The sequence below is a fragment of the Acinetobacter legionensis genome (assembly GCF_048551735.1).
GTDB lineage: Bacteria > Pseudomonadota > Gammaproteobacteria > Pseudomonadales > Moraxellaceae > Acinetobacter.
Window position 1 is genome coordinate 15,935 of the sequence record NZ_JBIMBV010000001.1, and the last position, 16,423, is coordinate 32,357.

Below are 16,423 nucleotides of genomic sequence, written 5' to 3' on the forward strand. Positions count from 1 at the left end.
AATGTGAATTTTGAATATTACTCATCTATTAAAACGATAATATAAAGGAGCTGAACGCTGTAGATTAAACTTGATTATGTGGAGTAGTTTATGTGTATATATTCTATAATATAAACAAAATTTCTTTAGCTTTATTACGATATAATTTCCCACAGGACCATGGTGATGGTGCATGAACTCAGATCAGAACAAATAAGCACCCGTTTGCTTATCCTCATGTCAGTCATCATTTTGTCTGTTTTATTAATTGCTGTTCCACAAATCATCAGTAATTATCGAGAGTATAGCCGAGCAAATCGAGCTTTAGTCAATATTCAAGCCTTGCAAGTTTTTGCTGAAACATCCAATAAAATTTCACGGGAAAGAGCGCCAACAAATAAAGCAATGTCGAGCTCGACAGCAAATTTTCCAGATAGAATAAAAGAATTGCAGGACTTTCGTAAGGATGTAGATCAGCAGATTAATTTAACCGTCGAGACCTTAAACAAAGCAGGGTTTACAAGTTTGGCGGATCAAGTTAATGTTCAGTTAAGATATGATTTGAACATCGCCCGTAAACAAGTTGATGCATATTTAGCCTTACCGTTAAAAGAACGTAATTCAGTGCAAATGGATCAAGTGATTCAGGGAATGTTTCGGGCGTGGGACAGTTGTAGAGTCATGTTGCAGCAATTAATCAATCATTCAAAAAAGAATAATAGCGATGTGACTGACTATGCTTCAATTGTGCTGATATTGGCTGATTTGCGTGATCAATCTGGACGGGTCGCGTCTAACATCATGGCACCCCTGAGCTTTTCCGAACCCCTGCCTGAATATAACAAAGCACGCTCGTTACAAACGCAAGAACAGGTTAAATATTTATGGCGTTTGATGGATACCATGCAAATAGAGTCTTTAAAAACCCCTGAGTATCTTTATTTATATGGTCAGGTGAAAACTCAATTTATTGACCAAGGTTTACCCATCGTAAATCGTTTGGTGCAAGAGAGTAGAAATCAGCAGCCGTATTTTTTAACGGCAAACCAACTCACAGATGCAATCGTGGATAAGTTTACCACGGTGGTAAATTTACAAAAATATCTACTTGAAACGCATGCCTTAAGTGCGCGCCATCGAATGGAATCGGAGCAACGTCAATTTTTTATCACGCTATTTATTTCTCTTTTGTCATTGTCGGTAGCAGTTTTTACGATGTTATATACACGTAAAAAGTTATTTGAACCTTTGATATATGCAAGAAATATGATTTTGGAACTATCACAAGTTCAAGAACGTGATTATTTAGGGGATGCTTCGATACAAACCAAAGAGGTGCATACCTTAACCGATGCGCTTGATAAATTAAAAGAAATGCTCAAACAACGCGATGCTTTTGAATTTCAATTACAAAATAGTGCCAACACCGATAGCTTAACGGGTGTTTCAAATCGATTGGCTTTAGACGTTTATTTAAAAAATATTGCGACACAAATGGAGCGATTTCAAGAGTTGACCTTGATCATGGTGGATATTGATAATTTTAAATATGTGAATGATCGCTTTGGACATATTTTAGGTGATTCGGTTATTGTTGAGATTGCTCGGTGTTTAAAAGCAAATATTGCGCAATCTGATTTAATTGTACGTTTTGGTGGTGATGAGTTTTTAATTTTGATTGATCGCATCCAATGGGATTGGGCATTACAAATTTCTGAAAGTATTTTGGCTGATGTATCTAGGTTAAGTTTTAATAGTTCTATGTCTACAGAGCAGTTGAATGTTTCTGTCAGTATTGGCGTTGCGACAGGGGCTGAAAGTTGGGAAGCATTGTTTACACGAGCAGATGCATCATTATTTAAGGCCAAAGCACAAGGTCGAAACAAAGTTGTGGGCTGATTGGCTGATTTTACAGTCTATAGTGATATAAATATAAAATAAAAGCATCTAAGAGAGGCTTTGAAAATAAAGATTAAATGAAGTGGGTATTGAACAAGAGCATATGGCTCGTGATGACGATTAAGCAGTTTGGACGTATTGATTTAACATCATCATTCAATGGTGATAACGCTAAATTATTTTGAACCGACTTTAAGCAACTCTGCATACAATTGATTTAAAAATTTTTGCTGTTCTGTATTCTCTTGAAAGTGACGTTGATACAGCACACTACAGCTTTCTACATCGACAATATTATTTAGATTAAATGACCAATCATTGGTATTTTTAATACTAATCCCCAGATTATCGCCACAGCGTTGCCATTGTTTGGAGAAGCCAGAGTTTTGATTGGGAGCAAGCTGCTTAAATTCTGCTTTAAGGCTAAAGCCGCGCATTTCTGAGTTGGTGAATTTGTTGATCGTACTGATGGGTACGCCGCCCCAAGTAATGGTTTGTCCACTCGGTATTGAGATGCCTTGTAGTTTACTTTCATTCATTAACTGACTTTGTCTGCCAGTTTTAAAGCCCTGTTTTTCGTAGGTTAAAGTAGAGCCCACAGGAAGCTGTATTTTTTTAATCAGTAAGGGCTGGGTGGTTATAAAATAAGGATTGTCGGGTCTGCCATTACCACCTGCAATGTTTATGCTACAACTGCTGAGCAAACAGATACTTGGGACTAAAAGGCATGAGTAAAGAAGCTTCATAAGGAAAATATCCTGTGCTATGTATTGATCTTGCCTTGTTTGAATGAGAAATGCAAAATTTGCTTTAGAAAATCCCCAAATTACGCAGATGATTATTGAAATATATGAAGAAAAAGGCTGAGAATCTGAGTTTTATAAAAATTATATGAGCTATTTAATTTGGAGCTCAGATGATTAATCTCTCCCTAAGTCCTGTGAGAGAAAGAGGGAAACACCCTCCTTATTTAAAGGAGGGTGTGGAAGATGTAGTGAATTACTTCAACAGCGGTTTTAAGAACTTCGCTGTATGTGAAACTTTAGATTTCACCACTTGTTCTGGGGTGCCTTCCGCAATAATCTGACCACCACCTGCGCCACCTTCAGGGCCTAAATCAATCACCCAGTCCGCCGTCTTAATCACATCGAGATTATGCTCAATCACCACAATGGTATTTCCTTTATTGCGTAGTTCATGAAGAATATCGAGCAGTTTGGCAATATCGTGGAAATGCAAACCAGTGGTTGGTTCATCCAGTACATACAAGGTTTTACCTGTATCACGTTTTGCCAGCTCACGTGCCAGTTTGACCCGTTGCGCTTCACCACCCGATAGAGTTGTTGCAGACTGACCTAAGCGGATATAACCTAGCCCGACTTGGTTTAATGTTTCCAAACGACGGTGAATCACTGGGATTGCATCAAAGAAATGCATCGCATCTTCGACTGTCATTTCCAATACGTCAGAAATATTCTTGCCTTTATAACCAACTTCCAAGGTTTCGCGGTTATAACGCTGACCATGACAGTTGTCACAAGGCACATACATATCGGGTAAGAAGTGCATGGCAACTTTGATCATACCATCCCCCTCACACACCTCACAGCGTCCACCTTTAACGTTAAACGAGAAACGACCTGCAGCATAACCACGGGCTTTGGCTTCAGGGGTTTGTGCAAACAATTCACGAATCGGGGTAAACAAACCGGTATACGTCGCTGGGTTGGAACGTGGAGTACGTCCAATCGGACTTTGGTCAATGTCTACCACTTTATCAAGGAACTGTAAGCCATCAATCGAATCAAACTTTTCAGCAGTTAAGGTGGTTGCACCATTTAATTGCGTCGCTGCAAGTGGTAATAGGGTACGGTTAATTAAGGTGGATTTACCTGAACCTGAAACACCAGTCACACAAGTCATCACACCTAAAGGAATCGTCAAATCAACATTTTGTAAGTTATGCCCAGATGCACCCATCAGTTTAATTTGTTCTTCAGGTTTCGGTGGTTTAACACGCTCTTTGGGTACAGCAATTTTTAACTTACCAGATAGGTATTTTCCTGTTAGTGAGTTCTCATTGGCTGCGAGTTCATCATAGGTGCCTTCGGCAATGATATGACCGCCATGTACACCAGCGCCTGGACCGATATCAATAATATGGTCAGCTGCACGGATTGCATCTTCATCATGTTCAACCACTAAAACCGTATTACCAAGATCACGCAAACGAACTAGTGTTTCCAATAAACGATCATTATCACGTTGATGTAAACCAATGGATGGCTCATCTAAAACGTACATTACCCCCATTAGACCAGCACCAATTTGTGAGGCTAGGCGGATACGTTGTGCTTCCCCACCTGAAAGTGTTTCAGCAGAGCGAGACAGACTTAAATAGTTCAAACCGACTGATACAAGGAAGTGCAAACGCTCGCGAATTTCTTTAAAAATTTTATCGGCAATTTCACCTTTGGCACCTTCAAGATTTAAATCTTGATAGTAGCTTTCAGCATCCCCAATCGACATTTTGGTAATTTGGGCAATAGTTTTATCTTTAACACGGACATGACGTGAAATTTCATTTAAACGTGAACCGCCACAAGCATCACAAGCGGCATTAGATAAATACTGCGCCAGATCATCACGGACATAATTAGATTCAGTTTCACGATAACGACGTTCTAAATGAGGCAAAATTCCTTCAAAAGGTTGTACCCGATTATGTTTACGACCACGCTCATCGATATAACTAAGATCAATTTTTTCTTTGCCTGTACCATAGAGAAATTTCTTTTTCGTATCAGCATCGAGTTCATTCCAAGGGGTGTCTAAAGAAAACCCAAAATGATCTGCAACTTTCTGAATCATGCTGTAATAGTATGGACGTTGTCTGTCCCAGCCACGGATTGCACCTTGGCTAATAGAAACATCTGGGCTTGGAATCAGTTTTTCAGCACTGAAATGACTACGGGTACCTAAACCGTCACAGACAGGGCATGCACCAAATGGGTTATTGAACGAGAACAGACGTGGCTCTAGTTCAGCAACAGCACGGTCGCATTCAGGGCAGGAATGTTTTGCTGAAAATACACGGTCAGGATGTTCACCACCCATCCACGATAAAATCGCCAGATCACTGCCTAAACGTAATGCTGTTTCAAAGCTTTCGGCAATTCGGTTACCTAAATCATCACGGACTTTAAAACGGTCAATCACAACTTCAATGGTGTGCTTTTTCTTTTTATCAAGTTCTGGTGGTGTATCGATATCAATCACTTCACCATCCACGCGCGCGCGGACAAAACCTTGGCTCTGTAATTGCTCAAACAGATTGCTGTATTCACCTTTACGCTCACGAACAACTGGAGCAAGGAGCATCAATGCTGTGCCTTCCTCCAGTCCTTTCACGGCATCGACCATTTCAGAAACAGTCTGTGCAACCATCGGCAAGTCATGCTCTGGGCAGTAGGGTGTGCCAACACGCGCATACAGTAAACGTAAATAGTCGTAGATTTCAGTAATGGTTCCTACGGTTGAACGGGGGTTATGGCTGGTAGATTTCTGTTCAATCGCAATCGCAGGGCTTAAACCTTCAATTGAATCAACTTCAGGCTTTTCCATTTGTGAAAGAAACTGACGTGCATACGCAGATAAAGATTCGACATAACGGCGCTGACCCTCAGCATATAAGGTATCGAAAGCCAGAGATGATTTCCCTGAGCCTGAGAGTCCTGTGATGACCACAAACTTGTCACGTGGAATATCGAGTGACACATTTTTTAAATTATGGGTACGTGCGCCTCGAATACGGATATGACTTTGACTCATAAAAGCTTTCTCGAAATTATGCGAATTAAAGGGGTATATGATAGCGATTTAATTTTGTTCAAGCTGTAAAAAATAGTTTTTAAACGACAAATTGTGTCATGTAACTGACCATTTAAAACTGTGATGGAGTTTGAGTTTTTGAATAAAATAATAATATTCATATGTTTATGATAGTTTTCAATAATTTTTAGGGTCGCATTCAGCTAATTTAAAATCAAAGCTATAATTTATTTAAAATAAGTCATTGAAGAAAAATGAGATATGCAGTCAGTTTTTTGATGCTGTGCTGATTTCTGAATACTTATTTCGATATTGCATAAGTTAGAACGAATAAACCAGATCAGCTTTAAGATTGGTCATGTGATGTAATCAAGAACCACTTATCTAAAAAAGAGAATTGTTAGACAAACGTTCTGTGATTAACTATTGTTTTTATTGTAAAATGTGTGATAGCTATCGCACTTGTGGAGGGCTTGAAAATGAATATACGAAAAATTATATCAGTTGTTTGTTTTGCATTTTCTTGCAATGTCTTGGCTGGCGAGACTTCACAAGTTTTATTTGATCAAGCGTTCAATTTAAAACCCAATCAATTGTACGAATTAGAATTAGAAGATGTACAAGCGGGGGATCAGATTTGGACAGCGGTTTATTTGGTTGGACGACAAAATTATCCAGGACTTACTGCAAAAGTTGAGTTTGTTATGGACAATCATGGCCTGTTAAATAAAGCCAATCCCAGTGAGCATGCTGTATATCAAACACTGATCGCAGAAAATTTGACGCAAACCAATCAATATTCACTCAAGCAATTCAAAGGCTTAAACACATTCATTGAAGATACTTCAGAACAGCTGATTACAGATCCGATATTGGAAAAAACTGATAGCATTCGTATTTATAGTCAAGTGAATGACTGGATCCCTGAATACAACACTTATGAACCCATCAAAGTGAAATTTGGCATTCAAAATCCTTTGGATTTTGATATTGTTGCGGCTTATGTTTTGGTGGGCAAAGGTGAAAAGCCTGCTGAACTCAGTGAATTAAATTTTAAAAATATTCAAGCTACTTATGCCTCACCTTTGCCTCCAGTACCAGCCGATTTTACTCAAGCGGAAGTGAATAAATCTGAGATGCACTTGAGTAGAGGTGAGCTAAAATTTATCTTTTTTATTGTGATGGCGATTGTCATGGGTTTGGTTGCGTTTATTAACCGAGGCAAATTAAAACGCGCTTTTTAAAGGTTTAACTTATAGCGCATTAAATTTCTAATATTTTAGATTTCAAATTTACATGCTTGGCGTAAACTCTTGCACTGATCATGTGTTCGAGTAATTTTAGATGTTGTCTTTATTTTTGAAATGTATTCTGGGTGCAGCAGTGGTTTTGTTGATTTCAATTCTTTCAAAAAGTAAGGCATTTTATATTGCAGGTTTAGTTCCACTTTTTCCAACATTTGCATTGATCGCACATGTGATTGTGGCGCAGGAAAAAGGTGCTGAAGCCTTAAAGCAAACAGCCTTATTCGGGCTGTGGTCGTTGATACCGTATTTCATTTATTTGTTCATGGTTTATTTACTGGCAACTAAGCTTTCGATGTGGTCTTGTTTAGGGATTGCAACGTTATGCTGGATTGTAGCTGCTGCTGTGTTGATTTATGCATGGCAATTATTTCAGAATGGATCGGTTTTATGATTTATTGAATCAAGAAAAAGAGTTGCAATGAATACTTTTGAGTTGATTGTAAAGTTCATGAGCCTTTGATCAAGGCTCATTTTTTAGGGATGAATTTTAATAATGAGATATTTAAACAATAAACTGTTTTGGGCTTTCTAGGTTCTTAATGGCATTGTAAATTTCATCTGCATGATTACACACAATCAGTTTTGCCCGATGTTGAGGCGGTAAAAAGCCTTCAATAACAGCATGGTCTAATTGCGCAATCAAATGGTCATAGAAACCATTGACGTTATATAACATCATCGGTTTTTGATGTTGATTCAATTGTCCCCATGTCGCGACTTCTAGAATTTCTTCAAAGGTACCAAAGCCACCTGGTAGAGCGACAAAAGCACTCGCGCGTTCAGCCATCATAGCCTTACGTTCATGCATGTTTTGTACAATATGTAATTCTGTTAATTGGTTATGGGCAATTTCATAATCCAGCATAAATTCGGGAATAACACCCACAACATCACCACCATGTTCCGTGACCGTATCTGCAACTTGGCCCATTAAGCCAATACTTGCACCGCCATAGACGATCCCAAAACCTTGTTCTGCGATACCTTGGGCAAGTTGGATGGCTTTTTCTCGATAGGTGGGGTTATTTCCGGGTCGGGAACCACAATAGAGTGCGATTAAACATTGTGTGGCTTTATGTTGTTGTTGATCTAATTCGAAAGGTTTATTCATCATTACAGGCAATACACTATTCATAATTTATTTTTTCACCTTAACTTATCATGTTCTTATACATTTCTACTACTTTAAGTAAGAAATGTGACAAAAACATGTTGTATTATCGGCGCTTTTGCAATGATTTGTATCACTTTGATTTTGTATTTAATTTTAGATAAATCAGTAAAAATCCTGATAAATGAGATGAAATTCCTATCTGGATTGCCTATAATTAACGCTTATTTATCAACAAATGAATCATCATGGGTAGTGGTTGTAGTCGCTCCGAAAATGCACAATCTTTAGATAAAATAATAGTTCAAAATACACTAAAGTTTTCTTATCAATTCCAAAATTTACAGTTCTCACATGCTGAAAATAGCTATTGCACATTTTCAATGGAGCAAGATCAATGATACTTGAGTGGATGTCTGATCCTTCAGCATGGATTGGTCTTGCAACTTTAGTTGTTTTAGAAATCGTTTTAGGTATTGATAACCTTGTGTTTATTGCAATTTTGGCAGAAAAACTTCCGCCTGAACAACGTGATAAAGCAAGGATTATTGGGCTTTTACTTGCCCTCTGTATGCGAATGGTGTTACTGGCATCCATTGCATGGGTGGTGACATTAACCGAACCATTATTCCATCTCTTTGAGCATGCTTTTTCTGGGCGTGATTTGATCTTGCTGTTTGGTGGTGTGTTCTTATTGTTCAAAGGCACAATGGAACTACATGAACGCCTTGAAGGTGGTCAGGATCTTAAAGAAGAAAATCCTGTTCATGCTGTATTTTGGATGGTCATTGTCCAAATTGTTGTTTTAGATGCAGTATTCTCCCTCGATAGTGTGATCACCGCTGTGGGAATGGTGAAAGAACTTTCAGTGATGATGATTGCTGTGGTGATTGCTGTAGCTATTATGCTGTGGGCATCAAAAGCCTTGATGGACTTTGTCAATAAGCACCCGACAGTAGTGATTCTATGTCTTGGCTTTTTGATGATGATTGGTTTCTCATTGATCGTTGAAGGTTTTGGTTATCACATTCCAAAAGGTTACTTATATGCAGCGATTGGTTTTTCTGTGCTGATCGAGTTTATGAACCAAACCATGCGTAAAAACCAAGAGAAAATGGTGACAACGACCGACTTGCGTTTCCGTACAGCTTCAGCAGTATTGAAAATGTTAGGCGGAAAAAGTGCCGATAGTCAAAATGGTAAAGCGGATGATGTGATCGCAACACAAGCATTGGCAGATGAAATTTTTGATGATGAAAATGGTGCTTACCATAGTGTTATGGTTCAAGGGGTCTTGGGACTATCAGAACGTCCAGTAAAATCGGTCATGACACCGCGCCCTGAATTAGAATGGTTAGATTTGGATGAAGACGAAGCCAGCATTAAAGAAAATTTGATGGCAATGTCACATTCTCGTTTAATTTTGGCCCATGGTGAATTGGATAATATTGCGGGTATTGTTTTAACCCATAAAGTTTTAAATGATTATATCGAAACGGGTGTTTTAAATTTTGAAAAACACTTACGCGAGCCTGTGATTGTGCATGAAAATGCGCAAGTGTTGATGGTGATGGAACAACTTCGTCAGGCACCTTTACAAATGGCGATTGTATTAAATGAATATGGGTCAATTGAAGGGATTGCAACACCGATTGATGTACTTGAAGCAATCGCTGGGGAGTTCCCCGATGAAGATGAACTAGAAGCTGCTGCGGAAAGTCTTGAAGACGGTTCGTTGATCCTTGAAGGTTCAACTGATATTCGTCATGTTTCTTTGCTGTTAGGTCGTGATTTAGTCGATGAGTCGGAACAATACTCAACCCTTTCTGGTTACATCTTGTTCCATCTCGGACGTTTGCCTGAAAATGGTCAGAAACTTCAAGTTGATGGTTATGAGTTTGAAGTGGTAACGATGGATGGGCATAAGATTGAGAAGGTGCATATTGTAGCATTAACCAAATCTAAAGATGCTGAACCCTAATGGATACCTTCTAAACAAGCCAGTCGAAAGACTGGCTTCTTGCTATTTTATCATTGCGAATAATGATTTAAAACATATCGTTAAAATGATGGCTGAATGGCATTATTCATATTGAAAGAATAGCTTTCGATTTCCAACTGGGTTGGATTATCATTGAGCCTATTCAGATTTTGAGTATTTTCATGTCCAATCTATCCTGCCCATGTGGTTCAGCGCTTTATGCTGAATGTTGTCAGCCGCTACACTTGGGACAGAACAAAGCCAAGACAGCAGCACAATTGATGCGTTCGCGTTATAGCGCTTTTGCCAAACATGAGATTGATTATATTGTTCAGACCACTGCGCTTGGGCAGCAGCAAGCTTTGGATGTTAAAGCGATTTCAGATTGGAGCAAAGCCAATCAATGGCTCAGTCTCGAAGTGGTACAAGCCCAAGAAAAGCTGGATAAAAATCATGCTCAAGTTGAATTTAAAGCACATTTTCATGATGGTCAGCAGGCTCAAATACACCATGAAGTTTCACACTTTGTCCAGCATGATGATGTATGGTATTTCTTAGATCCAACCACAGATCAGCCAATCACCATGAAACAGCCATGTATTTGTGGATCCGCCAAAAAATTTAAGCAATGTTGCGCACAATTTTTATAACTTTTAGTTCGTTTTTGACTTAAAATAGCGCGCATCTTTTCCCATCAGTGGATGAAGGGCAATGTTACTGACGATTATTTATATTATAGCCATTACAGCAGAAGCCATGACTGGAGCGTTGTCCGCAGGACGACGTAGTATGGACTGGTTTGGGGTGATACTGATTGCCTGTGTCACTGCACTCGGTGGCGGTTCTGTGCGAGATGTTTTACTCGGACATTATCCACTGACTTGGGTCAAACATCCTGAATACCTTGTCCTGACGTGCTGTGCTGCCTTTGTCACCATTATTATTGCCAAATGGATGAAGCACTTACATTCCATTTTCTTATTATTGGATGCTTTAGGCTTAATTGGTTTTACCATTATTGGCTGTCAAATTGCCTTGCAAATGGGCCATGGTTTTGTGGTTTCCGCCGTTGCTGGAGTATTAACAGGGGTATCTGGTGGTATTCTACGAGATATTCTGTGTAATGATGTTCCATTGGTATTCCGTCGTGAATTGTATGCGTCGATTTCCTTTGTTGCGGTGATTTTCTATTGGTTCTGTATTGATTTTGGTTTATCGCTTGAAATTACTGTGGTTTCTACTTTAGTTTTTGGTTTTGCATTACGTTGTGTGGCGATTTATTTTGGTTTGGAAATGCCGAAATTTATCTATAAAGATGATGATGAACAATCGGCATCTTCTAAAGATGAGTCCTAAGGATGAATGCTTGAAGAGCAACTATTGATTGTGAATTGCTGCATTTAACTTTGAGCTTGGTATGTCATATCGGATTCATCAAAATATTAAACTTGAAAAATTTACAGACATAGATTTTGCTGTGTATTTTGAATTGGTCAAAAATATTAAAGTCATGCAAATGATTACCGAAAGAGCATTAACGCTTGAGGAAGCACATTCAGAATTTAGTAAGATTTTATCTAAGAATGCCTATGATGTGGCATTGGGAAATTATAAAATTCTTGATGCTCAAACACATGAATTTATGGGTTTAGCCAAAATTGAGTTGGATCAACCAATAGCACGAACAGCGGAATTGGGCTATATGCTTTTACCCGAATACTGGGGGAAAGACATTGCCAGTCAGGTTGTAGCATTTTTAATTGACCATGCAAAAAAACAACCCCATTTAACACATCTCATGGCTATTATTGATCCTGAAAATATACCTTCAAGAAAAATATTGATAAATAATGGTTTCCATTCTAAAGAATTTAAAGATTTTGACGGACTAGCAGGAGAAATTCTCCTGTTAAGTCTTTAAAGTTAAACAGCGTGCCAAAGTTATTTCTGCTTTTACATATTTGTTGAGTGCATTATGGATTTAGTATCACGTGTACAACGCTTACCCATAGGGAAATTTCATTATACCTTACTCTGGGTAATTGGACTGGGCTGGATGTTTGATGCCATGGATACAGGACTCATTTCCTTTATTCTCACCAAAATGGCAGAAGAATGGCAAATGACACCTACTGAAAAAGGTTGGGTGGTCTCCATTGGCTTTGTGGGTATGGCAATTGGTGCTGTATTTTCAGGTGGGTTGGCCGATCGAATTGGTCGTAGAACAGTCTTTGCGATTACCTTAGTGACCTATAGCATTGCAACCGCATTATGTGCTTTTGCGCCGAATCTGACTTGGTTATTAGTATTCCGTTTTATTGTCGGATTAGGGCTGGGTGGCCAACTTCCTGTGGCTGTGACTTTGGTCAGTGAATATATCCCCGCTCAAGTACGTGGTCGATTTATTGTACTTTTAGAAAGTTTCTGGGGACTTGGCTGGCTTGTTGCTGCACTTATTTCTTATTTTGTGATTCCTGAGTATGGTTGGCATATTGCATTTTTGATTGGTGGTTTACCTGCCATTTATGTTTTTATGATTCTCAAAAAAGTGCCAGAGTCTGTTCCCTATCTGATTAATCGTGGACGAATTGAAGAAGCTCATGCATTGGTACAGAAACTGGAACGGCAATGTGGTGTGGAAGTGATTGAAACCATTGAAGTCAAATCTGTTTCAGCAAAACAAACAATTACATTTTCACAACTTTGGTCTGGTAGTTTTGCTCGCCGAACTTTGATGTTGTGGTTGATTTGGTTTGGGATTGTTTATTCTTATTATGGTATTTTTACATGGCTACCAAGTCTGCTGGTCAAGCAGGGTTATACCATTGTGCAGTCATTTGAATATGTACTTGGAATGATTTTGGCACAATTACCGGGTTATGTGGCTGCGGCTTGGTTGGTTGAAAAGCTTGGACGTAAAGCAACACTTGCTGGTTTTATTGGTCTGTGCGCGTTGTCTGCTTACTTTTTTGGTCAAGCCACCTCAGTCGATATGATTATGTTGTGGGGATGCTTAATGTCGTTCTTTAATTTGGGTGCATGGGGTGTTCTATATACCTATACACCTGAACAATACCCTACCAATATTCGTGCTTTTGGCTCAGGTTGGGCATCTGCAATTGGTCGTATGGGGGGAATTGTCGCACCTTTGGTGGTGACCCATATGATGGTGGCAAGCAATGGGTTCAGTTCAGTCTTTATGATGTTTACGATTGTACTTTTCGCTGTAGCAGCTGTAGTTTTGATCTTGGGTGAAGAAACCAAAGGTAAGACCCTGGAAGAAATTGGGCTCTAGGGGGCTATTGAAATATATAAAAGAAAAGAGCAGAAAAAAACTATAGTAAAAAAAATTATAGAATGGTTGATATAGGGTTAATATTGCCGATCAGCCATTTTAATTTCTCTAACGTTAAATTTAACAACAAACAATTCATAGCATCTTTTGAGGTAGATCAGGCCTGCATTGAGGATAAAATAATGAAAAGTAAAATAGGATTAAGCTATGTATTCTTTATTTTTTGCTTACCATCTTTTGTCTTTATATCGCATTAGATCCAAGGACGGATAACAAAGGAAACTTTGTTTTCTTACAATTACCCATAGGTTTTCAAGTGTCAGCATTTAATGCAATTGGGTTAGGACTTTTATTCGATCGGCTGTCTTGGACGGCAGCGTATAGCTTCGTGGTTCCTGTTACTTTGATATTTCTATATGGGATCGGGTGTTTATTGAGTTCGAGCATCCATTCTATAAAAAAGAGAATTGGACCACTTCAATAAGTTTCAGCATTTATAAATTTCATTGGAAATAAACTGCATATCCAAATTTTAAAATACCAATTTAAATAAAAGTTGCTCATTTGTTAAAAAATGGATAATTTTACCTCATTAGAAAGATCTAAAGACGCAATTTGTCGTTGTAGGGTACACTTGCACTTGTGTAGTCAGACCCTGCGACTTAGCATAAGAACGTAGATACATAAACATTTATTTAGAACGAACTTATTTAGGATAAAAGGTTGTTATGACAAGCCTTGCGCATCATGCGACAGAAAACCGTTCCGTAGCAGAATTTACAGAACAAGCTTACCTTAACTATGCCATGTACGTGATTATGGATCGTGCATTGCCACACATCAGTGACGGTTTAAAACCTGTACAACGCCGTATCGTTTATGCGATGAGCGAATTGGGATTAAAACCAAGCGGTAAGCCGAAAAAATCTGCACGTACAGTCGGTGATGTATTGGGTAAATACCATCCGCATGGTGACTCAGCGTGTTATGAGGCGATGGTCTTGATGGCACAGCCGTTTAGTTATCGTTACCCGTTTATTGAGGGGCAAGGTAACTGGGGTTCACCTGATGATCCTAAATCATTCGCAGCCATGCGTTATACCGAAGCCAAACTTTCACCCTATAGTGATCTGTTACTTTCTGAATTAGGTCAAGGCACTTGTGATTGGCAAGATAACTTTGATGGCTCAATGAAAGAACCAGTTAGTTTACCTGCGCGTGTACCGAATATTTTACTGAATGGTACGACAGGTATTGCGGTAGGTATGGCAACCGATATTCCACCCCACAATTTACGTGAAGTCGTTAAAGGTACGATTGCTTTAATCCGTAATCCAAACTTAACGGATGAAAAAATTGCAGAATATATCCCTGCACCTGACTTACCGACCAAAGCAGAGATTATTACACCACGTGATGAATTATTAAAAATTCAAATGACTGGACGCGGTAGTTATCGAACCCGTGCAGTATATACTATTGAAAAAAATGAAATTATTATCACTGAGCTACCATATCAAGTTTCTGGCTCGAAAGTCATCACCCAAATTGCTGATCAGATGCAAGCTAAAAAACTGCCATTGGTCAGTGATTTACGCGATGAGTCAGACCATAAAAATCCAACCCGTTTGGTAATTGTATTACGTTCAAACCGCATTGATGCCGATGCAGTAATGAGTCATTTGTTCGCGACAACCGATTTAGAATCGAGTTATCGTGTCAATATGAACATGATTGGTGCAGATGGGCGCCCACAAGTCAAATCAATTCGTAGAATTTTATTAGAATGGATTGAAATTCGTAAGAGTACTGTCACACGTCGTCTGCAATATCATTTGAATAAAATTGAAAAGCGGCTACATATTCTCGGTGGTTTGATCATTGCTTATTTGAACATTGATGAAGTGATCAAGATTATTCGTGAAGAAGATCAGCCTAAACCGGTGTTGATGCTGCGTTTTAATATTGATGAAGTTCAAGCAGAAGCAATTTTAGAGCTCAAGTTACGCCATTTGGCAAAACTTGAAGAAATGGAAATGCGCCGTGAACAAGAAGAACTTGAGGCGAGAGCAGCTGTGATTCGTGAACAACTTGCAAATCCTGAGTCATTAAAATCTTTGATTATCGAAGAGCTCAAAGATGATGCGAAAAAGTTTGGTGATGATCGCCGTTCACCAATTGTACAGCGTGAGGAATCACAAGCAATTAGTGAACAAGATTTAATGCCTGCTGAAGCGGTAACAGTGATCCTTTCTGAAGCGGGTTGGGTTCGTGCAGCAAAAGGTCATGATATTGATATTGAAAAATTAAGCTTCCGGGCTGGTGACCGGTACCTAAGTTCAGCACAAGGTAAGTCTAACCAGAAAGTATATATTTTAGATGAAAAAGGACGAAGTTACGCTTTGGCCATTAATAGTTTGCCATCGGCTCGTGGTTTAGGAGAACCGTTGAGTTCAAAACTTTCTCCTGCCAATGGTGTGGGCTTTATGCAAGTTCTCATTGAAAATGAAGAAAAGGAAATAGTTGCTGTAAGTTCAAAGGGTTATGGCTTTAAATCACACGCTAAACAATTGGATACAAACGCTAAAGCGGGTAAAACATTCCTGACCGTTGCTGAAAATGCGACAGTAATGCCAATCGAAGTCATTGAAAATCATACTCATTTGGCTATACTCAGTTCAGCAGGACGCCTACTTTTAATTGAGTTATCAGAGTTGCCAACGCTCAATAAAGGTAAAGGAAATAAGTTGATACAACTTGAAACCAAAGAGTCTATTCAGTTTATGTTAACTTTGAATTTAGATGAGGTAATACAAGTGCTTGCAGGGCAGCAACAATTAAAATTAAAAGGGGATGATTTGCAAAAATATATCGGTAAACGCGCCTCAAAAGGTCAATTGTTACCGCGTGGATATCAAAAAGCAAATAAACTGTTGATTCAAAGATAAAACTAGCATCCTGGGATTGAAATACGTTATATATGCAAAGTGTTCGTGAAAATGGATGCAATATTGAGCACA

12 protein-coding genes are annotated in these 16,423 nt (G+C 38.8%); 9 read left to right on the forward strand and 3 right to left on the reverse strand.

The genetic code is table 11. The features are described 5' to 3' along the window. Positions 1–165 precede the first annotated feature (165 nt). Positions 166–1,878 (forward strand): GGDEF domain-containing protein, encoded by a 1,713-nt coding sequence (locus tag ACG9ZL_RS00055; protein ID WP_419328020.1) that lies wholly within the window; start codon positions 166–168, stop codon positions 1,876–1,878. A gap of 176 nt (positions 1,879–2,054) precedes the next feature. On the opposite strand, the gene ACG9ZL_RS00060 is transcribed toward ACG9ZL_RS00055, so the two are convergent. Further along, positions 2,055–2,624: a hypothetical protein gene (locus ACG9ZL_RS00060; protein ID WP_419358668.1), complete on the reverse strand. Its 570-nt coding sequence runs from the start codon at positions 2,622–2,624 to the stop codon at positions 2,055–2,057. Positions 2,625–2,877: 253 nt separating this feature from the next. Next, positions 2,878–5,709 (reverse strand): excinuclease ABC subunit UvrA, encoded by a 2,832-nt coding sequence (gene uvrA, locus ACG9ZL_RS00065; RefSeq protein ID WP_419358670.1) that lies wholly within the window; start codon positions 5,707–5,709, stop codon positions 2,878–2,880. Between the two features lie 479 nt (positions 5,710–6,188). On the opposite strand from uvrA, the gene ACG9ZL_RS00070 reads away from it, so the two are divergent. Together ACG9ZL_RS00070 and ACG9ZL_RS00075 are read left to right on the forward strand one after the other, a co-directional pair. Further along, the gene (locus tag ACG9ZL_RS00070) at positions 6,189–6,953 is read left to right on the forward strand and encodes a hypothetical protein (protein ID WP_419358672.1); all 765 of its coding nucleotides are present in this window, start codon (positions 6,189–6,191) and stop codon (positions 6,951–6,953) included. A gap of 100 nt (positions 6,954–7,053) precedes the next feature. Next, entirely contained in the window at positions 7,054–7,407 is a 354-nt protein-coding gene (locus tag ACG9ZL_RS00075; protein WP_151801796.1) for a GlpM family protein, read from the forward strand. Between the two features lie 111 nt (positions 7,408–7,518). Here the strand turns inward: ACG9ZL_RS00075 and ACG9ZL_RS00080 are convergent, their stop codons facing one another. Continuing rightward, on the reverse strand, positions 7,519–8,151 hold the full coding sequence (locus tag ACG9ZL_RS00080) for an LOG family protein (protein ID WP_336953619.1): 633 nt from the start codon (positions 8,149–8,151) through the stop codon (positions 7,519–7,521). A gap of 373 nt (positions 8,152–8,524) precedes the next feature. Here ACG9ZL_RS00080 and ACG9ZL_RS00085 point away from each other — a divergent pair, with 373 nt between their 5' ends. From ACG9ZL_RS00085 to parC, 6 genes are all read left to right on the forward strand, one after another. Then, complete coding sequence (locus tag ACG9ZL_RS00085) at positions 8,525–10,108, forward strand: TerC family protein (RefSeq protein WP_419328017.1); 1,584 nt, start codon at positions 8,525–8,527, stop codon at positions 10,106–10,108. 182 nt (positions 10,109–10,290) lie between these two features. Further along, positions 10,291–10,758: a YchJ family protein gene (locus tag ACG9ZL_RS00090; protein ID WP_336953621.1), complete on the forward strand. Its 468-nt coding sequence runs from the start codon at positions 10,291–10,293 to the stop codon at positions 10,756–10,758. Positions 10,759–10,819: 61 nt separating this feature from the next. Next, the gene (locus ACG9ZL_RS00095) at positions 10,820–11,464 is read left to right on the forward strand and encodes a trimeric intracellular cation channel family protein (protein WP_004725253.1); all 645 of its coding nucleotides are present in this window, start codon (positions 10,820–10,822) and stop codon (positions 11,462–11,464) included. A 61-nt stretch (positions 11,465–11,525) separates the two neighbouring features. Further along, positions 11,526–12,029: a GNAT family N-acetyltransferase gene (locus ACG9ZL_RS00100; protein WP_419358673.1), complete on the forward strand. Its 504-nt coding sequence runs from the start codon at positions 11,526–11,528 to the stop codon at positions 12,027–12,029. 54 nt (positions 12,030–12,083) lie between these two features. After that, positions 12,084–13,403, forward strand: coding sequence for a niacin transporter NiaP (gene niaP, locus ACG9ZL_RS00105; RefSeq protein WP_419358675.1), 1,320 nt, complete (start codon positions 12,084–12,086; stop codon positions 13,401–13,403). A 728-nt stretch (positions 13,404–14,131) separates the two neighbouring features. Next, positions 14,132–16,351: a DNA topoisomerase IV subunit A gene (parC, locus tag ACG9ZL_RS00110; protein WP_336953624.1), complete on the forward strand. Its 2,220-nt coding sequence runs from the start codon at positions 14,132–14,134 to the stop codon at positions 16,349–16,351. Positions 16,352–16,423 lie beyond the last annotated feature (72 nt).